Raw genomic sequence first — 24,497 nt, 5'->3', positions numbered from 1 at the left:
CGCTAGATGCGGACCGGCATGACTAGGTACAGGTAGTTGATCTTGTCGTAGGACTTGAAGATGCCCGCCTGCGAGTAGCTCTTGAGCTCCAGCGTGATCTCCTTCTCCTTGGACAGGGCATTGAGGCAGCCGAAGATGTAGTGGTAGTTGAAGGCGATGGTACCCGACTCGCCCTCGGCCTCGACATCGATCGTCTCCTGCGCAAGGTCCTGGTCATTGGAAATGGAGGACAGGCCCATCTGCCCGTTCTCGACATCGATCTCGAACTTGACGGCGGGGTTGGCGCTCGCGATAACGGCCACGCGCTTGAGGGCGGCGTTAAAGGCGGCGACGTCGATCTTGACGCTCGTCACGCACGAATCGGGGATGAGCTGCTTGTAGTTGGGGTACACGCCCTCGATGCGGCGCGACACGTAGGTAGTGTTGCCGGCCTCGAAGACGACCTGGGTGTCGGTAGCCCCGATCATAATGGTCGCCTGGCTGGCCATGATGTTCAGCGCGTCGTTAAAGGCGTCGGCTGGAACGTTGAGCTCAAAGGAGCCCTCGAGGGTCGAGGTCTCGACCTGCGTATCGCACACGGCCAAGCGGAAGGAATCGGTCGCCACCAGGCGTACGGTGTTGTTCTCGACCTTCATGTGCACGCCGCCCAGGATGGGGCGGGCCTTGTCGGTCGAGGTGACGCGCCACACGCGGCCGACCATTTCGGACAAGATATCGGTCGGCAGCTCCACGGCGCTCTCGATGGCATAGGCCGGAAACTCGGGGAAGTCATTGGCATCGAGCGTGTTCAGGCGGAACGAGCTCTTCTCGCAACCAATCAGTACCTGGCGCTCGGACAGCTCAAAGGTGACCGGGGCATCGGGGAGGGTCTTGGTGATATTGGAGAGCATCTTACAGGGGATAACCATCTCGCCCTCTTCTTCGACATGCGCCGCGATGCGATGACGGATCGAGATGGTGTAGTTAGAGGTTTGGAATTCCAAGATGCCGTCTTGGGCCTTAACGAGCACGCCCGACAGGATGGGAAGGGTGGATGCCGAAGCGACACCCTTCATAACGACGCCGATGGCTTGTGTAAGCGAGCTCTGGCTGACGGTGAACTTCATCTTTTAATACCTTTCTATAGATATAAATATCTTAATAATAGTAATAGCACTGACGAAACTGTTGATTACTCCCAAAGACGCAGGTCAGACTTAGAAAGAGAATCGACAGCAACCTGTGTGCAACAGGGGTGGTTTTCCACGTTCAAAACCTGCGCAAAACTTTTCATCACCGCGGGTTGGGTTTTAGACACCTTATGCCCGTGGTTTCGACAAGTTTTCAACAGGTGTCTCTATTTCCCTACGAGCGCAGTGTAATTTTATCGCGCAGCGACTTGAGGTCTTCGGTGACGGTGCGGTCTTCCTGGATCATCTTCTGGACCTTTTTGTAACTCGTGCTGACGGTCGAGTGGTTGCGATTGCCAAATTCGGCGCCCACCGCCGTGGTCGTCATCTCGCACATCTCGATGGCCAGATAGATGGCAATGTGGCGTGCTTTGGCGATATTGGCGTTGCGACGCGGGCCGATGAGCTCCTCGTGCGTCACGCCGTACTGCTCTTCGATGACGGACTGAACCGTCTGGACGTTGATCTTTTTGGCCGATGTGTCGAAGTACTGGCTGGCGATGGCGTCGATATCGTCAAAGGTGAGCTCCCCGCCCTCGCGCTCGCGGTCGCCCGCCTCGCCGGCGCAGCGCTCGCAAAAGCTCTCGAGTTCGCGGATGTTGGTGCCCGACACCTCTGCCATGTGTTTAAAGTGCTCGTCGGTCAGGTGCCCGCCGTCGCCCCCATAGGCCGCCAGCAGCGAGTCGTCGCCTGCCTCGGGAGCGGCGACGATGGTGTTCTCGTAATAGCGCTGCAAGATCTTGTATTTCATCTCGTAGCTGGGCTCTGCGACCAGGCAGAGCATGCCGGCGTTGAAGCGGCTGGTCAGACGCTCGTCCATGCTCAGGTCCTTGGGGGCGCGGTCTGCCGCGATGACGACCTTCTTGTTGTTGCGGATGAACTCGTCCATGAGCTGGAAGAAGTAGTCCACGCTCGCGCGTTTGCCGATGATGTTTTGGATGTCATCGATGATGAGCACGTCCACGCCGTGGTACGCCTGCATGATGGGGGCGTTGCTCTTCTTTTGGCGGTCGAACTCGGTCATCAGGTCGTCCAGATATGCCTGGGAGTTGGCATACTTGACCTTGATCTCGGGCGACTTCTCGGCGAGCTCGTTTTTGATCGCAAGCAGCAGGTGCGTCTTGCCCAGGCCCGATTTGCCGTAGATGAACAGTGATGTGCACGTGCCGCGTTCGTCCGCGAGGGCGGCAAACTTGAGTGCCGAGCGATAGGCATGGCTGTTCTCGGGGCCGTAGACAAAGTTCTCAAAGGTAAATTTTGAGTTCGCGGCGAGTGGGGCTCCATCCGTATTCTGCTCGGCCGGCGCGGTCGGTGCTGGCATGGGTGAAGCGGGGGTCGCAGCCTGCGTGGATTTAGTCGGCGCTCCGCCCTTCATCTGGTTCATCATGCGACGAAAATCATCGGCCGAGAGCGTGTTCTTGATTGCAATGCCCGAATCCGCGCCCGCCGCTGCGTCGTGAGCGATGGGCATGTGCGTGACGGGCGCGTTCGTTGACGTCGCCGCCGCGGTCGGCAATGGTGTCATGGTTTCACGGGAAACATCGCCGTGCTGGTGCTCGATTGTCGGCACGTCGCCCGCGGAGGCCGGCGCCGCCGGGGAAGCAGCGGGAGCCGTGGCGGGCGCCGTCGCGGCAGCGGATTCCGTCGCGGCGCCTTGCGGTGCCACGATGTCGAGCGCAATCGGTGCAAAGGCGATTTCTTCCAGATAAGCCTCAATAGTCGGCTGATGCTTTTTGAGCTGCGCGATGGCAAAGCGCGAGGGCGCCTCGATCGTGAGCGTGTCTTCGGTCAGGCTTATGGCGCGCGATTGCCCCAGCATGTTGATGAGGCGTGCATCTTGGCCGTCGCGCTGGCAAAAGGCGATGGCATCCCCCAGGATGATGCTTGCTTCCTCGTCCACTGTTTCTCCCGTTCCTTAGCTTTGGGCTCGCACGCGAGCGCTGCCTATTTCGGTCAGATGATATTTCTGGCCATGTTTGATTACCAAGCCGGCCTGTGCCAAGTCGTTGAGCGTTCGCGACCACGTGGGCGCTGAGTTTCCAAACGCTCGTGCCAGGTCGGTTGCGCCACACTCTTGGTTTTGAGCCAGATAGCCCAGCGCCGCTTCGCCGCGCTCGCTCACAAATACGTTTTGCTGTGGCTGTGCATATTGATTCGCCGCATTAGGATACATCATTTGAGCTGCTGGTTGTTGAGAACTCTGCATAGGCAGCGGCTGTTGTTGAAAACTTTGCGGCCACTGTTGGTAAGGCTGCGGAGGCATCTGCTGGGCCCATGGGTTGTACTGCGCCTGGGGCATTTGTTGGTACGGCTGCTGGTACCCCTGAGGATACTGTTGGGGATACGGCTGGGCGTATCCCTGCTGCGGCATATATTGGGGAGGATACCCTTGCGGGTACGGTTGATAGCCCATTTGCGGGGCGTTTGGCATGGCCGCTGCCTGCTGCACGGTGCCTGTGTCCAGATCTGCCGAGCCTATGCTCTCCGGCATGTTTTGCATTGCGTTGCCCAGCGGTGCCTGGGAGTCTTGCATGGGGAAACTTCCAGGCTGCTGCATCTGCTGCGCCGCAGGCTGCTGTGCAAACGTGTTGGTTAGGGGATATGCCTGCTGCTCTGCTTCGGGTCGCACGGCTGCCCCGCGCCCGCCGGCACGCTCGATTTCCTGCACGCGCTTGGGGTTTAGACTTACCGTCACGACGGTGCCGTTGCCCATGTTGTCCTCGATGGAGACGGCGCCGCCGGCGTTTTCCAAGTACTCCTGTACCATGGGAAACCCGGCGCCGGTACCGCGGATATACCGTTTCATCTTGCTGTTTGCGCTGGTTACGCCAAAATCGAAGGCACGCTCTTTGTCGTCGATGCCAGGACCCTGATCGGCAAAGCGGATGGTATCGCCACCGTCGAGAATCGAGATGATGGGCTCTGCAAAATGAGCGTGGATAAAGTTTTCGACAATCTCGCGGATAACCATCAGCGAGATGCGTCCTCCCTGTTCTTTCATGCACTGGTAGACGGTGTTGGTCGTCTCTTCCAAATACGTGCGGACATCTTGCGGATCAATGACGATCACACGCGGTGTCGACAGCATGTCGTCATAGACGGCGATGCGCGCGGCGTACATGGCTTTTGGCGCCTGCGTGGTCGTCTGCTCGCCTTCCTCACGCTCTTCGCGCACGCCGGTGATGTGCTCGTTGTCGGGTGCCGGGTCTCCGGAATCGACCATGGTGTAAAAGTCGTCAGACATGCCGCTCGCAATCTTTCAAAAGGTTTCGAACAAATAGTAGCTCACCGTGCAATGTTTCTCATCTTTCGACAACTTTTCAAAACCTGTTGAAAACTTTGGAAAACGGACAAAAAGTTCTCAACATTGCCAACATGACCTGTTGAAAACTCGATGAAATATCGTGAAAAGTTGCCATGCACCGCTAAATCGAGCTCGGCTTATGGGGGAACCGTGTGAACTGCGCAACCTTTTACCTTTGATTTCTTGACATTTGAACATTGATTTCCCTACAATCTTCAAGCTCACGTGTCTATATCTGCGTCCGCGCCCCCGCGGACACTCGAAATGCAGCAGGAGGAACTTAAGATGAAGCGTACGTATCAGCCTAATAAGCGTAAGCGTGCCAAGACCCATGGCTTCCGTGCCCGTATGGCCACTAAGGGTGGTCGTGCCGTGCTCGCCCGTCGTCGCGCCAAGGGCCGCAAGCGTCTCACTGTCTAGCAGCGATACACACATCTCGCATGAAGACTATTAAGTCTCGGCAAGATTTCGAGCATGTGTTCAGTCAGGGGCGTCGTTTCAATCACCCTCTGATTCGAATGACCATATGTGAATCGGTTGGCGAAGGCGACTCCGGAAGGGTCGCCTTCGTTGGTGCTAAACGGCTCGGTTGTGCTGTCGTGCGCAACCGTTCTAAGCGTGTGATGCGCGAGGCCGCCCGCAGCTGTGGATTTCCCGTTGCGGGTTATGACATCATCTTGTTCGCAACTCCCAAGACGAGGGTTTCCTCGCCACAGGAGATGGACAATGCATTGCGTTCGCTTATGAAACGCGCCGGCGTTGCCGGGGAGGAGCGATGAGCAATCACGTTTTGCGACGTGTTGCCATCGCTCCTATTCGCATATATCAACAGGTTATTTCGCCCTTATTGCCTGACGCCTGCATTTATTACCCAACGTGCTCGCAATACGCCGTCCAGGCGATTGAGAAGTACGGTGTTTTGAGAGGCTGCTGGCTTGCCGTGAGGCGCATCGCTCGCTGCAATCCCCTGCACGTCGGCGGTTATGACCCTGTGCCCTAGCGGGCACTCGCTATCGGAGGAAAACTTACATGTGGGATTGGATCGTTAACATCCTTTTCGAGCTGCTCAAGCTCATCCAGACCTTTGCGGTCGACTGGGGCCTGTCCATCATCATCCTGGTGGTCATCATCCGTCTGCTGCTGACGCCGCTTATGCTCAAGTCGACCAAGTCGACGGCTCGCATGCAGGTGTTGCAGCCCAAGATGCTCGAGATCCAGGAGCGCTATGCCGACGATCCCCAGCGTCAGGCCGAGGAAATGCAGAAGTTCTACAGCGAGAACAAGTTCAACCCGATGGCTGGTTGTCTGCCGCTGTTGATTCAGATGCCTGTCCTGTTCGCCCTATTTACGCTGCTGCGTAACCTACCGGACTACTTTAACGACGGCACGTTCTCGTTCTTTAATATTCTGCCCGACCTGACCACCACGCCGAGTGCCTCCTTTGCCGATGGCTTTATGGTCGCGCTGCCTGCGCTGGTCTGCCTGATCCTGTTCGCTGTCCTGACCCTGATTCCGCAGCTCTATATGTCGCGCAACCAGACCGGCCAGCAGGCTCAGAGCATGCGTATGATGGCCGTTGTCATGACGGTCATGATGCTTTGGATGGGCTGGAGCCTTCCCGTTGGTGTTCTGCTGTACTACGACGTCTCGTCTGCTTGGCAGGTTATCCAGCAGATTTTTGTGACGCAGAAGGTCATCGACAAGGCGAAGGCCGATGAGGAGGAGCGCCTTAAGAACGCGCCGCTGCAGGTTGAGGTCACTCGTCGCGAGAAGAAGCCGCGCCCGCACAAGAAGAAGTAGCGGGATATCAATCTTATTTAGGTACCTAACTTTTGGAGTACGTTATGTCTGAAGAGATCATCGAGGATATGCTTGAGGAGGTTGCCCCGCAGGTCGCGGGCGATTATCCCGAGATTGCACAGCGCTATAAGGCTGGTGAAGAGCTGACCGACGAGGAGCTCGACACCATTGCCGATGTCGCGATTTCCATCCTGCGTTCCATCCTTTCGCACTTCGATGCCGCCAACTCTCCTATCGATGAGTATGAGGGCGACGAGGGTGAGCTGATTCTGGATGTAGCGGCTCCCGACCTTGCTGTTCTCATTGGCCGTCATGGTCGCACCCTTGATGCCCTTCAGGTTATGTTCTCATTGCTGGTGAGCCGCAAGCTCGGCTTTAGGTATCCGGTTGTAGTGGACGTCGAGGGATACAAGAGCCGCCGTCAGGACAAGGTTGCCTCCATGGCTCAGTCTGCTGCCGAGCGTGCCATCCGCACTCATAAGAGTGTTTCGCTTCCGCCCATGAATGCCTACGAGCGCCGACTGGTTCACATTGCACTTCGTGGCAATGACGCCGTCGATACTCATTCTGAGGGTTCTGACCCCGATCGCCATGTGGTGATTGTTGCTCGATAATCTACTCGAGCTTATGCTAAGGGGACGTGGTTTCCACGTCCCCTTTTTTTGTCAAAAGTTCTCGATACACTGATTTTTGTCAGAAAGGAGCTTTCGTTGTTAGTACTTACTGATCAGCAGGCTGACGAGATGTTGAGTCGTCTAACTTCCTATTGCAAAGAGTATTCCTTGAGCTTAACTGATACTGAGCTGAGGAAATGTATTCAACATTTGGATTTGGTTCTGGAAACAAATAAGACAACCAATCTCACCCGTATTCTTAACATAGAAGATGCTGTGGTACTTCATATCCTCGACTCACTTGTTTTGCTCCCCTATATCAATAAGGCTCCTGAGGGAGCTTTGCTCGATATGGGAACAGGTGCGGGCTTCCCTGGTATTCCGTTAACCATAACCACGCATCGTAAAGCTACTTATATTGACTCTGTTGGTAAGAAGGTTGATGCTGTCAATTCTTTTGTTGATGTTCTTGGATTGAAACATGCTCATGCGGTTCATGATCGCCTTGAAGAATATGCTCGAAGCCATAAGAAGCAGTTTTCTGTCGTAACCGCCCGCGCACTTGCCCCTCTACCGATTCTTGTTGAGTATGCTGCTCCGTTCCTCAAAGACGGAGGGCTATTTGTTATCACCAAGGGTAATCCTTCGGATGAGGAGCTTGCTTCCGGCATGTCAGCAGCTAAGATTTGCGGCTTCACTTTGCTTCTGAATGACGCAATCGATTTGCCTGAGGGCTTGGGCCACAGGGAGTTCATTGTTCTTAAAAAGAGTCATCCGGCATCCGTTTCATTGCCTCGTGCAAATGGCATGGCAAAGAAGAATCCGCTTGCCTAGATGTTTCACGTGAAACATAATGGATACTAACAACTTGCAGTGTTTCACGTGAAACATGGCGGTTGATATCGAATCGGAATGTTTCACGTGAAACATCCTCCGTTTGACAGCTTTAATACACACCAGGAGGGACCGTGGGATTTCGCGACGTTAAGCGTTCTAAGAGCGCAAAAGACACGCGTATCATTGCAATCATCAATCAAAAAGGCGGCGTCGGTAAGTCAACGACGGCTGTGAACCTTGCAGCAGCACTGGGTGAGCAGGGTCGTAAGACACTGATTGTCGATTTTGATCCGCAGGGAAACAGCACCAGTGGATTTGGAATTGAAAAAGAAGACCTTGATCACTGCATCTATGATGCATTGTTGAATGATGTGCCGGCAGAATCGCTTGTTCTTGATACAAATTGCAAAAAGGTATTCGTAATTCCAGCTACGATTCAGCTAGCAGGTGCCGAAATTGAGCTCGTAAGCGCAATTGCTCGTGAAACACGCCTCAAAGATTTGCTTGAGCCGATTCAGGACGAGTTCGATTTTATTTTCATTGACTGTCCTCCTTCGCTCGGCCTGCTTACTATCAATGCCTTGACCGCAGCAGACAGCGTTTTGATTCCAATCCAGTGTGAGTACTACGCACTCGAGGGCGTTACGAAGCTGCTTGAGTCAATGAAGATGGTCAAATCGCGTCTGAACAAGGGCTTAGACACCTATGGCGTGCTTATGACCATGTATGACTCACGTACTTCTTTATCGAATCAGGTTGTTGAGGAAGTTCAATCGTACTTTGGTGATAAGGCGTTTAAGACGCTGATTCCCCGTACGGTTAAAATCTCTGAAGCTCCGTCTTTTGGAGAACCGGTAATTACCTATGCACCTCAAAACAAGGGTGCAAAAGCGTATATGAACCTTGCAAAAGAGGTGATCAAGCGTGCCTAGTGCAAAGAAACGTGGTGGATTGGGACGCGGACTCAATGCTTTGGTCTCAGAGGCTGAGTATGAGACCGGTAGTTCTGCTGCATCTGCTTCAAATGCCGCATCTGAAACAAAACTACCTATTGAGGATATCGTTCCCAACCCTAATCAACCGCGAATTCACTTTAATGAAACTGAACTTCGCGAGTTGAGCGAGTCAATCCAAGAACATGGTGTTTTGCAGCCGCTCTTGGTTCGCAAGCATGGAAACGGCTATGAGATCATCGCTGGTGAGCGTCGTTACCAGGCGTCAAAGCTTGCTGGTCTTGAGGAACTGCCTGTCATCATTAAAGATGTTAATGATGAAGAGATGCTGGCTCTTGCTCTTATCGAAAACCTTCAGCGTTCTGATCTGAATCCCGTCGAAGAGGCTAAGGGCTATCGACAGCTTATCGATGCCAGCGGCATGACCCAGGAGGCATTGTCGAAGGCAGTAAGCAAATCACGCTCTGCAATTACAAATTCGTTGCGCCTTCTTGATCTCCCCGAAGTAGTTCAGCAGATGATTTTTGAGGGTACACTTACTGCTGGTCATGCACGTGCGATTCTTGCAGTTCCCTATGAGGATGCTCGAGTTAGACTTGCAGAAAAGGTTGTTGCAGAGGGCCTTTCCGTAAGAGCGACAGAAAATCTTGCTCCGTTGTTTTCTGCCGGAGAGACGCCTAAGACGCCGAGGCCTGCAACGCCTCAGTCTTTTAAAAAGGCTGCCCGTGTGCTTCGCCAGGTATTTAATACCAACGTGCGTGTGAAGAGCTCGCGTGGAAAGAATAAGATTGAAATTGAGTTTAAAGACGAGGAAGAGCTCTCTCGTATTCTTGGTGAAATGATTCAGTTTGACCAAGGAGGCCAAGATGAGGAATAAGATTTTTACTGCGATTGCATTGGCGACGACTGTCGCAGCTGGTGCCTTTGCTGGCTATAAGATCGCGACAGACGATGAACTTCGAGGTCGTTTGCTTCGTGGCGCGCAAGATGTCGTTGATACGTCCAAGAAGAAAATGGATGTTATGACAGAAGATGTTGCCATGCGCACTGCTCAGGTAACGAAAAATCCTAAGATTAATCAAGGTTGGGTTAGCAACCAATGGGAAAATGTAGGCTATTAGGTACCTAACAATTACCCTGCATATTTTAAGGGGCCCTTGTCTGATTCATGAGACAAGGGCCCCCTATTTTGTCCGTAAAAAATGGGAAAGGTGGCAGCTGCTCCAAAATTGAGGTCAATAAATGAAACGGCCCCGGTTGCAGGATATGCAACCGGGGCCGTTCGATGTTTCACATGAAACGTTTTGGAGTGCGACTCCCCTATGCGTTCTTCTGAACTTTAAAGCGCTGTTTCAGCTGTCCGCAAGCGGCGTCAATATCGTTACCACGGGAGTTACGAATCGTGGTCTCGATGCCACGGGACTCAAGACGACGCTGAAGATCCTCAACCTTATGGATCGGCGACGGCTTGAGCGGGCTGCCCTCGATGTCGTTAAGTTGAATCAGGTTAACGTGGCACAGCGTTCCCTCGCAGAAGTCGCAGAGTGCCTGCATCTCGGGATTCGTATCGTTGACGCCTTCGATCATGGCATACTCATAGGTCGGGCGGCGACCAGTTTTCTCGGTGTAGAGCTGAAGCGCCTCGTGAAGGCGAAGCAGCGTGTACTTCTTAACACCGGGCATGAGCTTATTGCGCGTCGACTGGATGGCGGAATGCAGGGAAACGGCAAGGGTGAACTGCTCGGGGATATCGGCAAATTTGCGAATACCGGGAATAACGCCGCTGGTAGAGACGGTGAGGTGACGAGCGCCGATACCGATGCCATCGGGGTCGTTGAGGATACGCAGCGCCTTGAGAACCTCGTCGTAGTTGGCAAACGGCTCGCCCTGGCCCATGAAGACAACGCTTGTGGCACGCTCGCCAAAGTCGTTGGATACATGAAGCACCTGGTCGACGATCTCTTGAGCGGTCAGAGAGCGCTTGAGGCCGTTGAGACCGGTAGCGCAAAAGGCACAGCCCATGCCGCAGCCTGCCTGGGTGGAAACGCAGACGGAAAGCTTGTTACGACGGGGCATGCCGACAGTCTCGACGGAAATGCCATCGTGGTACTCGAGCAGATACTTGCGCGAGCCATCTTTGGAAACCTGCTTGGTGAGTTCAGTCGGCGTATCAAAGGCAAAAGCCTCTTTAAGCTGCTCACGGAAAGCCTTGGGGAGGTTGGTCATATCGTCAAACGAACAAACGTTCTTCTCAAAGACCCATTCGATGAGCTGCTTCGCGCGGAAGGTGGGCTGGCCAAGTTCGGCCACGAGCTCGCGAATATCGTTTTGGCTCAAGTCGCGAATGTCCTGAGATTTAGTCCTGGGATTCATGGAAGCCTTTCGATTTTGGGGAAACGTAGAGGGTATCGCTACAATATGGTATCAGCTGCAGAAATTATAGAGGAGGAGTCTGCCCATGCCGGGTAAAAGCCTAGAGAACATGCACGTAGCGGTCTTGGCGGGCGGTCATTCCGCTGAGCGCGAGATTTCGCTCAATTCGGGAAAGAACGTCGTGGCGGCCTTGAAGGAGGCCGGCTACACTTCGGTGGAGCTGCTCGACACGGCTGCCGATGATTTTATGGTAACCATGGCGACCGGTGGTTTCGACGTGGCATTTATCGCCATGCACGGCGCCGGCGGTGAGGATGGTGCCATGCAGGGTGCCATGGAGACCCTGGGTATCCCCTACACAGCCTCGGGCGTGCTTGCCAGCGCCTGCGGTGCCGACAAGGAGGTCTCTAAGCTCCTGTACGCCAAGGCAGGCATTCCCATTGCCCTCGGCCTCGCGCTCGAGGTGGGCGATGAAGTCGATATCGATCATATCGTCGAGGTTTGTGGCGAGCGCTGCTTTGTGAAGCCGGCCGTCAACGGTTCCAGCTATGGCATTTCCCTGGTCCATGAGCCCTCCGAGCTGCCCGCGGCAATCGCCAAGGCGTTTGAGTACGGCGACAAAGTGCTGGTTGAGAAGTGCATCGAGGGTACCGAGATCACCGTCGGCGTATACGGCGAAGATGACGTGCGCGCCCTGCCGATTGTCGAGATTCGTAAGCCCGAGGACTGCGAGTTCTATGATCTGGACGTGAAGTATGTCGACCCTACGGATATCCATCGCATTCCGGCGCAGATTTCACCCGAGAATTACGCTCGCGCTCAGGAACTTGCCTGTGCCGCTCACAAGGCCCTCGGTTGCCTGGGTATCTCGCGCAGCGACTTTATTGTGAGCGAGGACGGCCCCGTTATCCTCGAGACCAATACCATTCCCGGCATGACCGATACGTCGCTGTATCCGGATGAGATCCGCCACACCGACGACATGACGTTCCCGCAGGTCTGTGACAGCCTGATCCGTATGGGCCTTCGTCGAGCGGGCATTGCATGCTAATCAAGGACGCGGTTTCGTCAGGAACGCCGCAGTTTGTCATCGACTCCTATGCCACGCTTGCCGACCGCGCCAAAACCCAATCGTTTGGTCTCATCGAGGAAGATGTTATCGTCCTCGATACCGAGACCACGGGTCTTTCGGTGCAGGACAACGAGCTTATCGAGATATCAGCGGCCCGCCTTTCGGGCCGCGAGGTTGTCGATCGGTTCGATACCTTCGTGCATCCCAAGCAGCTGATTCCCGCCGAGATTACCGAACTCACGAGCATTACAAACGCCGATGTGGTGGATGCCCCATCGGCCGTCGAGGCCGTGGCCGCTCTCGCCGATTTTGTCGGCGGCTGCCCGGTGATTGCGCATAACGCCACCTTCGACCGTTCGTTTATCGAGTCGGTCAAGGGCGGTGTCAACGTCAGCGACATCTGGATCGATTCGCTGGCACTGTCGCGCATCGCGCTTCCGCGCCTGGCCTCGCATAAGCTGTCTTTCATGGCCGACCTGTTTGGCTGCGACTCGGTGTCGCACCGCGCCAACGCCGATGTCGACGCCCTGTGTGGTGTGTGGCGCGTGTTACTCGTGGCGCTCACCGACTTGCCTCAGGGCTTAATGGCGCGCCTGGCCGACATGCACCCCGACGTACCCTGGTCCTATCGTCCCATCTTCTCCTTCTTGGCGGGACAGAACCCCGGTTCCATCTTCTCTCTCAGCGCCGCCCGCGCCGACGTACTCAAGGCCGATCGGGCCGATGATCGCGTTGATGCGGACGAGCTGCCGGTCCTTAAGATGCCGAGCCGCGAGGAAATCGAGGCGGACTATGCGCCGGGCGGCCTGGTTAATCGCATGTATCCCACGTACGAGCCGCGCGATGAGCAAATCGCGATGGCGCTCGAGGTCCGTGACGCACTCGTTACGGGAACGCATCGCGTGATTGAGGCGGGGACGGGCGTCGGCAAATCGATGGCTTACCTAGTGCCTTTTGCCGAGGCCGCGCGCCGCAACAACATCACGGTTGGTATTGCGACCAAATCGAATAATCTTGCCGACCAGCTCATGTATCACGAGCTGCCCAAACTTGCCGAGCAGCTGGACGGCGGCCTATCGTTTTGCGCCCTTAAGGGCTATGACCACTATCCATGCTTGCGCAAGCTTGAGCGCATGAGCCGCGGCCAAGTCGAAATTACGACTAAGCGTGATCCCGCCGACACGCTTACGGCAGTCGCGGTCATCATGGCGTACGTGTGTCAGTCGGCCGATGGCGACCTCGACTCGCTCGGCATTCGCTGGCGCAGTGTCAACCGTCCCGACTTTACGACGGCGTCGCGCGAGTGCGCCCGTCGCCTATGCCCGTTCTTCCCCGATAAATGCCTGGTCCACGGCGCTCGCCGTCGTGCAGCGCATGCCGATGTGGTGGTCACCAACCATTCCCTGCTGTTCCGCAATGTTGCGGCCGAGGGCAGAATCTTGCCTCCGATTCGTCACTGGGTGATCGATGAGGCCCACTCCATCGAGCGCGAGGCACGCCGTCAATGGGCGCGCGTGGTGTCGGCGGATGAATCGCGCGTTCTGTTTGAGCGCCTGGGTGGCTCGAGCGCCGGTGCGCTGAGCCAGGTTTCCCGTGATTTGGCAACCTCCGAGGGCTCTACGCTCTATCTGGGCCTTACTGCCAAGGCGACGTCGACGGTTGCGCGCGCGAGCATGGCGATCGCCGACGTGTTCGATGGAGTACGCGAGCTCGGCCGCCGTGCGCGTGGGAGTTATGACAATGCCAATCTGTGGATTGGCCCCGAGCTGCGCGAATCTGACGACTGGCATGATTTCTTACAGTCGGCCTACACTGGCATCGACGCATTGGAACAAGCTGACAAGAGCGTCGACGCGCTGGTGCAAGCCGTCGCCGCCGACAAGCCCGAGGTTGTTGTCGACCTGGGTGATATCTCGCGCCGCCTGCACGAGCTGGCCGAGAACCTCAAACTCATCATTGATGGCACCGATGAACACTACGTGTATTCGCTGCAGGTCAATCGCAGGCTGCGTGCCGGCGGAGAGTCGATGACCGCAGAGCGCATCGACATTGGCGAGGCCTTGGCAACCGAGTGGCTGCCCGAGGTTCACACGGCTATCTTTGCCTCAGCGACCATGACGGTGTCCAAAAGCTTTGAGCACTTCAACCATGCTGTCGGGCTCGATCGCATCGGTGCTTCAACATCTTCATCGCTGCACTTGGACTCGAGCTACGACTTCGATTCGAATATGGCCGTGGTTGTGGCTGGGGATATTCCCGATCCACGCGACCGCGAAGGCTATCTTTCGGCGCTCGAGCGTGTGCTGGTCGACGCTCATCTTGCCATGGGCGGCTCGGTGCTCACGCTGTTCACCAACAGGCGTGATATGGAGGAGCTGTACGCTCGCGTCGAGCCCAAGCTTGCCCGTGCGAGTCTGGAACTCAACTGCCAACAGCGCAACTCATCTCCTCGTCGCCTGCGCGACCGGTTTATCAACGAACCGACCTCGTCGCTTTTTGCGCTCAAGGCCTTCTGGGAGGGGTTTGACGCCAGCGGCGAGACGCTGCGCTGCGTCATCATTCCCAAGCTGCCGTTCTCGAGCCCCACGGACCCGCTCTCGTGCGAGCGCAACCTGCGCGAAGACCGCGCTTGGGCGCGCTATTCGCTGCCCGAGGCGGTGCTCGAGGTCAAGCAGGCGGCCGGCCGCCTTATCCGCTCGTCGACTGATTGCGGCGTGCTGATTCTGGCCGACCCTCGCCTGGTGACGAAGGGCTACGGAAAGAAGTTCTTAACGTCGCTGCCCACGAGCTCCTACCAGCGCATCGAATCGGCACAGATCGGTCACTATCTGCAACTGTGGCGTGCACGCCACGAGCGGCGGCGCTAAAGCGGACAGACGAGGGTTTTTGCCATATCGCACAGACGCTTTGACAGGGCGGGGTCATCCAAGATGCGGATGGCTCCGCCCGCTGCGATTATCTGGCTCAGCAGCCAACGCTCGGAGCCGTAATGTACGGTTACCGTTGCCATGTCTGTCCCGCTGCGCTCGATGAGGGTGATGCCGGCCCAGTCCAGATGCTCCGCCATATCGAATGGCATCAAGAGCTTTGCGCTACGCTGCGTCCGGGCAAGGGAATCGTGGAGGGATGCAACGTCCGGTACGTGAGGCACGACGGAGTCTTCCGTCAAGGCGAGTCCCTCGATTTTATCCATGCGATAGGTGCGCTGCTCATCGACCGCGATGTCCCAGGCAATCAGATATGTTTGGTCGCCGTTTGCTGTAATGCGCAAGGGGTCGACCAGACGCTCGCGTGGCCGCGCATCGTCCATCGAGCGATACGAGATACGACAGCGAACGCCGTCCTGAATGGCGCAGCTCAGCTGCTGCCAGTGCGACCCGTGGTTGACGGTGTCAGAGACGTGCTGGTTATAGCCGAGCTCTTCGGGTAGAAGAGCATGTCGAATTCGAGCCGCCGCCTGGGGCTCGATCCCCAACGATTCAAGTTCGTGGTTGAGCACAGCGCCCTCGGCGGCACTCAGGCGCAGCGGTAGTACACGCCCGGCGTCACCGGTGAGGACCACGCGCTCGCCGTGGCATTCGCAGATGATGCGCGCACCCGATTCTCGGTCCGCGAGCGTCGAGACGATCTCGAGAATCTCGTCGAGCGACGCCCCCGTGATGTCAAAGCGACTGCAAATCTCGTTTCGAGTCATGCCGTTCTCGCCGGCGGCGTAGAGGGCCTCCATGATGTCGATGGCGCGCGAGAGCCTCTGCTCGCTGGTGAGTTTACGCACGGGCATGCTCGTGCACCGTCCTTTCAATGAGGTGGTTCCACGCCTGCTTGAGCGATTTGGGGGCCATGGGCCTCATGCCGTCCATGGCGTGGGCCATGCAAAATGAGGCGGCGGCTTCAAGATCGCGCACGTCAACGGTCCAAGTCCATCCCGAATCGGTGTGTGCGAGCTCACCTCGCCCGCGCGTGAGGCCGTTGATCATATCGATCTGCGTCTGCGGGGCGAACGAGAACGTAGCCGCAACGGGCGGGCGGTCGGCAAAATCGAATTCAAAGAACAGGTAGTCGTTGAGATTGAAGTCTGCAGGGATGGCGTAGGCCTTCGAAGGACGCCAAGCGCGAACGATACGGTCGCAGCGGAATGTCCTGATGTCGTCGGTGGCATTGTCGAGGCCGCAGAAGTACGCAACGCCCTCGCGCTCGAACATGCCGTAGACGCAGACGGTACGCTCTTTCTGCTCACCGCGTCCGTTCTGATATAAAAATCGCAGCGCGCATCGCTCGGCAAAGGCGCTCCATACCGCATCGACGGTGGGAGAGCGGCGGATCGGTGCTTCGTCCGCCGTCGTCCTGCCGGTGAGGTAGGCAATCTTGGAACGAATATCGGCAAGCGGCGCGGCAAAAGTGGATGAGCCGGCCGCTATTGTCTGGTCGATAGCGTTGAGCAGGATATCGGCGTCGTCTGCGGTGATGAGGCCGCCTGCCGCAAACGTGTGCTCGCGGTCGATTGTCCATGAGCTTTCCTCGGTCTCCTGCGCGCCGGCGGGGCGAACCTCCTTGATTAAGATGCCGCGTTCGAGCAGTTTGTCACGATCGCGCCGAAACTTGCGCTTATCCGAGTCGATATTGCCCGAGCCATATCCCAGGTCAGAATCCAAGACGATCTGCTCGGTCGTCAGCGGTTCGGGGGAGCTGTTGAGCACAAAGAAAAGATTGAGGATGCGCTGAGCCGTTTTATCGAAACTGGGCTCCGAATTCCCCTTTTTAATTGTCGCGGTCGCGTCGCTTGCCGTCATAGAGTCCTCGCATGAGAAGGTGGTTTGCTGCCATGATTTTAGTCCGATATGGAGATTAGGCTATATCCTTGTCCGCTCGGGGCGTTAAGATGGCCCGAATTCGGTCGTTTGCGCTCGCTCGGGGTATACTTTCGACTATATACGGTTCTAATGTGCATGCATTGGGCCTATTTGTCGGATTATGGATGTGGAGCGCACATGGCGAACACCCAGAACTATATTAACCACCTGCTGCAGAACACCGGCATCACGCCGGCATGCAGCGAAGAAGAGCGCTTGGCTGCCGAGGATATCGCTCAGATCTTCCGCAACCACGGCTTTGATCCCGAGGTTCAGGAGTTCAATGCCCCGGCGCCCAGCAGGTTGGCATTTGCCGTTACCGGTATTCTTGCGTTTGCCGGCGCCCTGCTGATGGGCATCGGTGGCGGCATCGGCTTGGTCGGCACCTTGCTGGCCATTGTCGGCGCCGTTCTTTACGTGCTCGAGCGCACGGGCCACCCCGTGGTTTCGCGCCTGGGCAAGACGGGCGTGAGCCAAAATGTCATCGCCTACCACAAGGCCTCGGGCCCGCTCGCGTCTCCGCGCAACCGCCCGGTGGTCGTTGTCGCACACTACGACTCTCCCCGTGCTGAGCTGCTCGCCCGCGAGCCCTATGCTTCGTATCGTGCGCTCATCGCCAAGCTGTTGCCCGTTGCCACGGTTGCCCCTGCTGCCGTTGCCATCTTGCGTATCCTGCCGCTCCCCGGCGCGCTCAAGGTTCTGCTGTGGATTGTCGCGATCCTCGCTTCCCTCGTTGCGCTCGCCAACGCGGCAAACATCATTTCTAACCGTTTTGTGCTTCCCTATACGTCCGGCGCAGTGTGCAACAAGTCTTCTGTCGCCGCTATGCTCGGCGTTATGGACAACGTTGCTCCCTTCCAGGGCGAAAACGAGTTTCCCGACGATGTTCCGTTCGATACCTATTTTGGGGAGCAGAAGCGTCGTGCCGAGGAGATGGCGCGCGCAGCAGCGGAGTATGCCGCGGCCCAACAGCAAAACGACTACGGCAACACCATCGAGTATGAAGAGCCTACCTACGCCGAGGACGAGTTCGGTCAGCCGATTGCTCCCGACGCTCAGACCGAGCCCGAACAGGGCGAGGCTTTCGACGAGCAGATCGAGGGCTTTGAGGGTGCGTCTGCCGACGAGACGCTGATTGGCGCCATCGTGCCCGAGGATCAGAATCAGGCTGTCCAGGCCGAAGAGTTCAATGACGAGGTTCCCACTGCCGAGCCGGCGGAGGAGCCTGTCGCGGCCGAGCCCGAGCCCAGGCTCTATCGCAATGCCGCCGGCAACATCCGCTTTGGTTCGGATGCCATCCGTGCACTCGGAATGCTTCCCGAGTCCTGCACGCTCGATTACGAGGAAGGCGAGGAGCCGACGTTTGAGCCCGAGCCTGCCCCCGTCGTGACTGCATCTGCGCCCGTTGTCGCCGTGGATGATGAGTCTGCCGCGGTTGCCGCTGCCGTTGCCGAGCCCGAGGCGGTGTCCGCGATCGATCCCGCGGCAGGACTGGACATTTTGGCTCCCGCCGCGCCGGCGCAAGACGTTAGGGACGAGCCTGACGACGATTACGCTGAACAGCCGAGGCGCGTGTCTTACGAGAGCGATACTGATTTCTCGGCCGAGATTCCCGCGGCAACGCCCCATGCCGATATTGCATCCGCGTTCTCTTCGATTGGCGCCAGCGCTTCCAACTTCTTTAAGGGTGCGCTTGCAAAGGGCAGGAAATTTGTCGACGATTTCGAGGGGAAGCGCGTTGCCGCACGCGAGGCTGCCGAGCAGGAGGCTATCGCTCAGCAGCAGGCAGCCGAGGCGGCACGTGAGCGCGCGGCGCAAGAGTTCGAGCAGAACGAGGCTATGCAGTCCGTGCCTGTCGACGCCGCCGAAGCTACAACGTCCTTTGAGGCTCAGCAGCACGTCGATAGCACCATGTCGTTTGATGCCGCGCAGTTCGATTCCACGATAACGTTTGAAAAGCAAGGCACCGCGATTGCCGAGCCCCTTCCTGTTTCCGATGAGCAGGGCGACGCGGCAGACGATGACGAGCCTATTGATGCTGCCGAAATCCAAGATGCCGCCGGGCACGAGCCCGTCGAGGTCAACTGTGACGAAGAGCAATACGCGGCAGCCGATCAAGGTGATTCGACCGAGGTCGAGCAGGAGGAAGTGCCTGCGGTTTCCGAGGCTCCCGAGACAGATGAGTCGAGGCCTTACTCCACGCAGATTTTCACCATGCCGACCCCGAGTGGTTCCGGTGCCACGGTTGCCGATGTTGCTCCCACCCAGGACGAAACGGTCGATTCCCTTATGGCCCAGATTTCCTCCCAGGCATCACCGCGTCCGCAGGTGAATGTTCCCGATCCGGCGTCGGCTCCGTCGCCTGCACCTTCCTCGTCACCGCTGGCTTCGGTCCCCGATCCGTCGCTGCCGTCGATGAAGCAGGCAAACGTTGCGTCTCGCACGTCGCTGTTCGACCTTCCCGACCCCTCCGCACAGGTCAACGACCCCTTTGCTACCGCTCAGGGTCCCGAACCAACATCGGCACCCGTTGCGCCTCCTAGGCCCGTTGCGTCGGGCGCTCAGCCGATCGAGACCATTTCGGCTCCCGCCCCGGCGACGCCCAAGTCTCGCAAGCGCGGCCTGGGCGGCCTGTTCGGTCGTAAAAAGAAAAACGAACAGGACAGCATGAGTGATTGGCTGGGCGTCGAAGACGATTACGATGCCAAGAAGTCCGGTCGCGGCATCGGTTCGTGGGATAATTTCGAGGACGATAACGATGGCTGGAAGGGCGGCGCTACGTCTTCCGACGGCGCTTCTTCCGAAGATATGCTCTCGGCTGTCGCCTCTATGGGCGACGATGAGCTGCTCGGTCACGATATCTGGTTTGTGGCAACGGGCGCCTCGGATTGTGATGGCGCCGGTATGAAGGCCTTCTTGGCTTCGCATCGCGATAAGCTCCGCGGCGTCTTCTTCATCAATCTTGAATCCGTCGGCGCCGGTAGGCTTTCGGTGGTGACGGTTGAGGGCGAACAGCAGCTGCTCAAGGGCGATCGCCGCATCATGAACCTGGTCAGCAAGGTGTGCAAGTCGTTCCATGTCGATTGTGGCGCGCTCGAGATGCCCTATGCCAAGACCGATGCCTACGCCGCCCTCGAGGCGAGCCGCCGAGCCCTCACCATCGCCGGCGTGGACGGCACGCGTCTGGCTTGCGCTCGTACCGAGGACGACCTGCCCCACAATGTCAACCCGACGAACATTGCCACGGTATCCGAGGTCGTGACCGAGGTTATCCGCCGTTCGTAGACGGAGCTCTAAGGAGTCAACGTGTTTTCGTATATTAAGCGCCATTGGCCTGTCTACGTGATTTTGACCTTGATTGCCATTGCGTTAGGGTTTGGAGCTGCCTACATCGTGGGCGCGAAGGGCTCGACCCCCGCCTCCGCAATCAGCGAAGAGGTGGAGCAAGAACAGAGCACGGGTGCCGATGGGATTCCTGAGTCCGAGCAAGCAATCGTTGATGGTGGATCTTCGTCTGCAGAGTAGATGCGGCGATTTAAATGATTGAAAGCGGGCGAGCCGGGGGACTGGCTCGCCCGCTTTTTCATCGCTCTAGCGCTTCTTTGGGATTGACCTAAGGCGAGCGAGCCATAGGGCTGCGGCACCCGAGGTCAGGAGCGCGGTGATGCAAGCGGCGATGGGAGCTGATCCTGTTGCCGGTAGGTCCTGCGGTAGGGTACAGCGTTGAATGACACTGTCCTCGTCATGTGACTCAAGTTTATCGCCGCCGCCGTTGCGGCAAAGATCGACGCGTGCGCTGTTGGTGAGTGCAGTTTGGGGTGTGTAAGCCGACGTTGCCTGCATGTGCACGACTGCGCCCCGAGCATCTGTGCCAAGGATTGCTTTGGCATCGTCAAGGTCGTCGTGCTCATCTTTGAGATCATCACGGGTCCAAGAATCCGTATCGCTTCGAGTCGTAAAGTCGGCGGCTACCGCACCGTATTCAATGCGAATGCCCGTCACGACGGTATTGGATGCAAGGTCGAGTTCTTTCGCCTCGAGTGTGGCGGATTCCGTGGTCGAGACATCCGCCTTCCAGAGGTGCCAGCCGTCGTAATCGACGAGGCGGCAATCTTCACCCAGACTCTCTTTTACTTCGTCGGACTCAAGCCAAGGATTTTCGTGCCCATCGTCAAGCGTCGCGTTTGCCGGCTCATCGACGTCTGTCGAGTCCAACGGCGTCGTGCGATACCACACGTTGCACAGACCGTTGAGGTCGCCGATGGCGACGGGGGTTTCGATTGAGACGAATCTCGCCGTGCCGTCTTTGGCGCACTCAAGATCATCGGTAATCGTAAACTCATCAACCCAAGTAGCGGAATCGTTTCGAGCATCGATGGTATAGGAGAAAAGCCCATCCGTATTGGTTTGCATCGCGGCGCGGTTTTTTCCATCGCCGTTAGCCAACAGACCCTTCCCGATAGGTTGGACAAGTTCCTGACGCTTGTCGACCTGTCCTTTGATCTCGATGGGCGCATCCTTCATCGCGACGGATTGGACTTCTCCCGTATCCTTTATTTCAAACGTTATCTCCTCGGCAAGGTCATAGGTCCGCGGAGACATCGTTTCGCGCAACGAGTAGGTGCCGGGTGCAAGATGTTCGATGCGGTGCGGCTTGTCGGATGAGGTCCAGGAGTCTATTTCGGTTTTATCGGGACCATATAAGGTGAGCTGTGCGCCTTTCACTTCCTGCTCTCCGCTTGCATCGACCTTGGAGATATCAACCTTGGTGTAATCGTCGGATACGTTAAGCCGTGCTTCCACAACGGGTGTTTTCTGGTCGGCATAGGTAAGGTCGACGATATGGTGCGTCCGGTCGAGTAAGAAGCCGGTCGGCGCTTGAGTCTCGACAACCTCGTGGCGTGCGGTGCCAGATCCCAGCGGGAGGTCGTCCGCGCGTGCTTCTCCAGTTTCATCCGTCGTGACGGTAGCGACAGTCTCACCGTCGAGCGCGGCAATGCTACCGTCGGGGCGCACGATATCACCTGAGGCACGGATCTCAAAGGTGGCGCCCGCGAGGCTGCTGCCGTCTACGGCATCGGTTTTAACGATCCTGATGTTTCCGGTCGCGGCGTGGTTATAATACGAGACGATTGCAACGGGCGTTAGGTTTATATCGGCGGGTATGTTTACCTCGATCTCTCCGCCGACAAGATAGGGCTCTTTGGCCGAGGTTTCGCGTACATAATAGGTGCCCGGCATGAGCGATTCGGGCAGTGTGACGGTGCCGGTCGCGTCAGTCGTAAAGGTGTCCATTACGTTATATGCTGGATACCAGCATGTTTGTGAGACAGGTTTGTGATTGCTATCGAGGAGTTGGAAGGTGAATCCGGCTAGGGGAACAGAGGCGCCTGTTTGGGCATCGCGTTTTACAATCTGGAGATGCGTCGACAGGGCGTGGTTGTCCACGATATATTGAAGCTCGGCGCCGTCGGAAATCTGATTGGCCTCGACGGTCCATTCCCCCGCACGTTTAAAACCCTCTGGGACGGTTTCCGGAACCTCACGAACGGTGTAGCCGGCGCGGTCGTATGGGATGGCTCCGTGGACACCGGCGGGTCGCTTGCCTGCGCCAAACCATGCTTCGGGCTGATCTTTGGTGGAGGCAAAACCATAGATGTTTGTGGTCAGTGTGCCAACAACCTGCTGAGAGCTGTTACTGACAACCTCAAAGACAACATCTCCTGCCGGCTGCTCCAGGCCGGATTGATCGCTATTGCCGTAGTCCTTGAATTTTGAAATCTCAAGGTCAAACGCAATGGGGATATCGGAAATGCGCGATTCGATCTCGACCACGCCTGAATCACCGAGCTGGTCGGCTCCAACGGTATAGGACCAGCTGTCGTTGGCTGGCAGGTAGCCCTCGGGGGCTTTTGACTCATAGATGGTAAAAGTTCCCAGGGGGACATCGGTGAGGGTGGCCCGACCGCTTTCGTCAGTCGTGAGAATTTGCGACCATCCAGGGGTTGATTGCGACACACACGTGAACTCTGCTCCTGCGAGTGAAGATCCCACCTGGGGGCCGGCATTCGTCGCGGCATCGAGTTTTACGACATGCAGGGTGATGGCGCCGGGTTGTTCATCGATGGCGACCTGCCCGCCGTCATTCCCCGTGGTAAAGGCAACGCGATCGGGGCGGGGGACATAGCCGGCCGGCGCCTTCGTTTCAACTAGGTAGTATGCCGTGTTGGGTAGGAGTGTTGCCTGTGCTCGACCGTTGCCGTCCATCTGGATGGTGCCGACACGTGCGTCGCTGGCGCTCTCAAAAATATCGAATGTTGCCCCGGTAAACTGATAGGTATTGTTTCCGCTGGTAATAACAGTGTTCGCAGACTGCTTTTGGAAGGAAACAGAGACCGTTGGCAGTACATAGAGCATGTCTTGACGTCTGCTGCCGCCCGATACGGTTCCTAGATAGCGCCGCGCGCGGTGCGGAGCGGCTTTGATGCTTCCTGATTTTGCGCTGTCGTGGAGCCACCGCGCAGCCGCCACGACTTCATTGTCGGCGGTAAAGTGCCCGCTCTTGGTTTTGCCCTGAGCGGTCGTGTAGGAGTAGGTGCCGTCGACATGGGTAGTGCCGTTGAGCATCCATACGGCAAGCTGGGTGGCGGCGCGGGCGCGATCGGGTGAAAGATGGTAACCGCCAAACGACGTGGCGGTAGGATATCCGTGACAAACGATTGCTGCGAACTCGTCGTCGAGCCACACCCAGCCTTGATCAAAGTTGAGCCATGGGCCGCCCGGCCTGGTGGGGCCGGGACGCTCCTGGTTCATGCAGTAGGCAATCGAGGCGTCTTGAGCTTCATACTTGCCGATAAAGAAGGGCCCACAATCATCGCTGATAGTGCGGAAGCCGAGCTGGTCGTAGCCATCGACGGCAAATGCGGCTCCCGGTGCCAGGCAGCCGAAAAGCAGGAAGAGGAGCAGGAGCAGCGGACCTGTTGCGATTGCGCTGTGGACAGAGTGCGTGGGTGCGTTGGACATGGCTGCTCCTTATCCCTCGTGCGCCGCATGAGGAGGTTGCGACGCGTAGGATGAGGCTACCCCCGAGGTTCATGCGGGTAAGTACCGGAGCCTGACCAAAAGCTTGCCCAATTCCTGACAAATTGAGCTCAAATACAACAATCAGGCAAAAGCGCAGGTAGAAGATAAGGAGAACAGGAGGCCAAAGGTCCTCGTCTCCACAATTGATGCGATTTTCAAACGAATCTCCACAGCTAAAACAAGCATCGCCACCCTTGTATCGAACAAGACAACCGCGTTATACTAGCCAACACATAAGCGGGCATCGCCAAGTGGTAAGGCATCAGCTTCCCAAGCTGACACTCGCGGGTTCGAGTCCCGTTGCCCGCTCCAGTAAAAAGCACAAGCACGGCGCCATCACGGTGCCGTGCTTTTTTCAATAAAGTGCCGGGACTCGAACCCGCCAGGGTGCGAGCGTTAAATAAACGCGAAGCGTTTATAGCGAGCAGGCAAGGTCGCCGAT

20 protein-coding genes and 1 tRNA gene are annotated in these 24,497 nt (G+C 57.1%); 14 read left to right on the top strand and 7 right to left on the bottom strand.

From position 1 onward, the window contains the following. Positions 1–2: 2 nt before the first annotated feature. From dnaN to DW943_RS08115, 3 genes are all read right to left on the bottom strand, one after another. Positions 3–1,106: a DNA polymerase III subunit beta gene (gene dnaN, locus DW943_RS08125; RefSeq protein WP_022094338.1), complete on the bottom strand. Its 1,104-nt coding sequence runs from the start codon at positions 1,104–1,106 to the stop codon at positions 3–5. A gap of 238 nt (positions 1,107–1,344) precedes the next feature. Beyond that, entirely contained in the window at positions 1,345–3,069 is a 1,725-nt protein-coding gene (locus tag DW943_RS08120) for a DnaA ATPase domain-containing protein (RefSeq protein ID WP_117862721.1), read from the bottom strand. A 15-nt stretch (positions 3,070–3,084) separates the two neighbouring features. Continuing rightward, a complete protein-coding gene (locus DW943_RS08115) occupies positions 3,085–4,413 on the bottom strand; it encodes an ATP-binding protein (RefSeq protein WP_117862720.1) in 1,329 nt (442 codons plus the stop codon). A 345-nt stretch (positions 4,414–4,758) separates the two neighbouring features. On the opposite strand from DW943_RS08115, the gene rpmH reads away from it, so the two are divergent. From rpmH to DW943_RS08070, 9 genes are all read left to right on the top strand, one after another. Further along, the gene (rpmH, locus tag DW943_RS08110) at positions 4,759–4,893 is read left to right on the top strand and encodes a 50S ribosomal protein L34 (RefSeq protein ID WP_019127408.1); all 135 of its coding nucleotides are present in this window, start codon (positions 4,759–4,761) and stop codon (positions 4,891–4,893) included. Positions 4,894–4,913: 20 nt separating this feature from the next. Beyond that, positions 4,914–5,252, top strand: coding sequence for a ribonuclease P protein component (gene rnpA / locus DW943_RS08105; protein ID WP_082435526.1), 339 nt, complete (start codon positions 4,914–4,916; stop codon positions 5,250–5,252). Then, positions 5,249–5,473, top strand: coding sequence for a membrane protein insertion efficiency factor YidD (gene yidD, locus DW943_RS08100; RefSeq protein ID WP_022093804.1), 225 nt, complete (start codon positions 5,249–5,251; stop codon positions 5,471–5,473). The genes rnpA and yidD overlap by 4 nt, the downstream gene beginning before the upstream one ends. A 29-nt stretch (positions 5,474–5,502) precedes the next feature. Further along, entirely contained in the window at positions 5,503–6,273 is a 771-nt protein-coding gene (locus DW943_RS08095; RefSeq protein WP_055251326.1) for a YidC/Oxa1 family membrane protein insertase, read from the top strand. Between the two features lie 44 nt (positions 6,274–6,317). Then, the gene (locus DW943_RS08090) at positions 6,318–6,887 is read left to right on the top strand and encodes a R3H domain-containing nucleic acid-binding protein (RefSeq protein ID WP_117862719.1); all 570 of its coding nucleotides are present in this window, start codon (positions 6,318–6,320) and stop codon (positions 6,885–6,887) included. 96 nt (positions 6,888–6,983) lie between these two features. Then, positions 6,984–7,721 carry a 16S rRNA (guanine(527)-N(7))-methyltransferase RsmG gene (gene rsmG / locus DW943_RS08085; protein ID WP_233540033.1) on the top strand — a complete coding sequence of 246 codons (738 nt, stop codon included), beginning with the start codon at positions 6,984–6,986 and terminating at the stop codon, positions 7,719–7,721. Between the two features lie 134 nt (positions 7,722–7,855). Further along, entirely contained in the window at positions 7,856–8,656 is an 801-nt protein-coding gene (locus tag DW943_RS08080; RefSeq protein ID WP_022093800.1) for a ParA family protein, read from the top strand. Further along, complete coding sequence (locus DW943_RS08075) at positions 8,649–9,554, top strand: ParB/RepB/Spo0J family partition protein (protein WP_199572844.1); 906 nt, start codon at positions 8,649–8,651, stop codon at positions 9,552–9,554. The genes DW943_RS08080 and DW943_RS08075 overlap by 8 nt, the downstream gene beginning before the upstream one ends. Further along, positions 9,544–9,798 carry a hypothetical protein gene (locus DW943_RS08070; protein WP_117862718.1) on the top strand — a complete coding sequence of 85 codons (255 nt, stop codon included), beginning with the start codon at positions 9,544–9,546 and terminating at the stop codon, positions 9,796–9,798. Before DW943_RS08075 ends, DW943_RS08070 begins: the two co-directional genes overlap by 11 nt. 199 nt (positions 9,799–9,997) lie before the next feature. Here the strand turns inward: DW943_RS08070 and rlmN are convergent, their stop codons facing one another. Next, the gene (rlmN, locus tag DW943_RS08065; RefSeq protein WP_117862717.1) at positions 9,998–11,050 is read right to left on the bottom strand and encodes a 23S rRNA (adenine(2503)-C(2))-methyltransferase RlmN; all 1,053 of its coding nucleotides are present in this window, start codon (positions 11,048–11,050) and stop codon (positions 9,998–10,000) included. 85 nt (positions 11,051–11,135) lie between these two features. Here rlmN and DW943_RS08060 point away from each other — a divergent pair, with 85 nt between their 5' ends. Next, the gene (locus DW943_RS08060; RefSeq protein WP_117862716.1) at positions 11,136–12,101 is read left to right on the top strand and encodes a D-alanine--D-alanine ligase; all 966 of its coding nucleotides are present in this window, start codon (positions 11,136–11,138) and stop codon (positions 12,099–12,101) included. Next, a complete protein-coding gene (locus DW943_RS08055) occupies positions 12,095–14,989 on the top strand; it encodes a helicase C-terminal domain-containing protein (RefSeq protein ID WP_117862715.1) in 2,895 nt (964 codons plus the stop codon). Before DW943_RS08060 ends, DW943_RS08055 begins: the two co-directional genes overlap by 7 nt. Here the strand turns inward: DW943_RS08055 and DW943_RS08050 are convergent. After that, complete coding sequence (locus DW943_RS08050) at positions 14,986–15,903, bottom strand: YafY family protein (RefSeq protein ID WP_117862714.1); 918 nt, start codon at positions 15,901–15,903, stop codon at positions 14,986–14,988. The genes DW943_RS08055 and DW943_RS08050 overlap by 4 nt on opposite strands. Further along, on the bottom strand, positions 15,890–16,912 hold the full coding sequence (locus DW943_RS08045) for a YafY family protein (protein ID WP_117647825.1): 1,023 nt from the start codon (positions 16,910–16,912) through the stop codon (positions 15,890–15,892). Before DW943_RS08045 ends, DW943_RS08050 begins: the two co-directional genes overlap by 14 nt. Before the next feature lie 198 nt (positions 16,913–17,110). On the opposite strand from DW943_RS08045, the gene DW943_RS08040 reads away from it, so the two are divergent. After that, positions 17,111–20,257, top strand: coding sequence for a hypothetical protein (locus DW943_RS08040; protein ID WP_117862713.1), 3,147 nt, complete (start codon positions 17,111–17,113; stop codon positions 20,255–20,257). Positions 20,258–20,278: 21 nt separating this feature from the next. Next, positions 20,279–20,497, top strand: coding sequence for a hypothetical protein (locus tag DW943_RS08035; RefSeq protein ID WP_022094153.1), 219 nt, complete (start codon positions 20,279–20,281; stop codon positions 20,495–20,497). Positions 20,498–20,563: 66 nt separating this feature from the next. Here DW943_RS08035 and DW943_RS08030 read toward each other — a convergent pair whose 3' ends face one another. Continuing rightward, positions 20,564–23,995: a SpaA isopeptide-forming pilin-related protein gene (locus DW943_RS08030; RefSeq protein WP_117862712.1), complete on the bottom strand. Its 3,432-nt coding sequence runs from the start codon at positions 23,993–23,995 to the stop codon at positions 20,564–20,566. Between the two features lie 297 nt (positions 23,996–24,292). Here DW943_RS08030 and DW943_RS08025 point away from each other — a divergent pair. Then, positions 24,293–24,367 (top strand) — tRNA-Gly (locus DW943_RS08025). The last annotated feature ends 130 nt before the right edge of the window (positions 24,368–24,497 follow it).

Origin of the sequence: Collinsella sp. AM44-11, from assembly GCF_003467145.1 — a bacterium.
In the GTDB taxonomy this organism is placed as follows: domain Bacteria; phylum Actinomycetota; class Coriobacteriia; order Coriobacteriales; family Coriobacteriaceae; genus Collinsella.
Note: the sequence above shows the minus strand (reverse complement) of the source record. Positions and strands in the feature narration are given on the sequence as shown.

Coding starts and splice junctions, on each gene's coding strand:
- DW943_RS08040 (WP_117862713.1), top strand. CDS start 17,111: ATGGCGAACACCCAGAACTATATTAACCACCTGCTGCAGAACACCGGC.
- DW943_RS08055 (WP_117862715.1), top strand. CDS start 12,095: ATGCTAATCAAGGACGCGGTTTCGTCAGGAACGCCGCAGTTTGTCATC.
- rlmN (WP_117862717.1), bottom strand. CDS start 11,050: ATGAATCCCAGGACTAAATCTCAGGACATTCGCGACTTGAGCCAAAAC.
- DW943_RS08050 (WP_117862714.1), bottom strand. CDS start 15,903: ATGCCCGTGCGTAAACTCACCAGCGAGCAGAGGCTCTCGCGCGCCATC.
- DW943_RS08070 (WP_117862718.1), top strand. CDS start 9,544: ATGAGGAATAAGATTTTTACTGCGATTGCATTGGCGACGACTGTCGCA.
- DW943_RS08090 (WP_117862719.1), top strand. CDS start 6,318: ATGTCTGAAGAGATCATCGAGGATATGCTTGAGGAGGTTGCCCCGCAG.
- DW943_RS08095 (WP_055251326.1), top strand. CDS start 5,503: ATGTGGGATTGGATCGTTAACATCCTTTTCGAGCTGCTCAAGCTCATC.
- DW943_RS08115 (WP_117862720.1), bottom strand. CDS start 4,413: ATGTCTGACGACTTTTACACCATGGTCGATTCCGGAGACCCGGCACCC.
- rpmH (WP_019127408.1), top strand. CDS start 4,759: ATGAAGCGTACGTATCAGCCTAATAAGCGTAAGCGTGCCAAGACCCAT.
- DW943_RS08060 (WP_117862716.1), top strand. CDS start 11,136: ATGCCGGGTAAAAGCCTAGAGAACATGCACGTAGCGGTCTTGGCGGGC.
- DW943_RS08045 (WP_117647825.1), bottom strand. CDS start 16,912: ATGACGGCAAGCGACGCGACCGCGACAATTAAAAAGGGGAATTCGGAG.
- rnpA (WP_082435526.1), top strand. CDS start 4,914: ATGAAGACTATTAAGTCTCGGCAAGATTTCGAGCATGTGTTCAGTCAG.
- dnaN (WP_022094338.1), bottom strand. CDS start 1,106: ATGAAGTTCACCGTCAGCCAGAGCTCGCTTACACAAGCCATCGGCGTC.
- yidD (WP_022093804.1), top strand. CDS start 5,249: ATGAGCAATCACGTTTTGCGACGTGTTGCCATCGCTCCTATTCGCATA.
- DW943_RS08030 (WP_117862712.1), bottom strand. CDS start 23,995: ATGTCCAACGCACCCACGCACTCTGTCCACAGCGCAATCGCAACAGGT.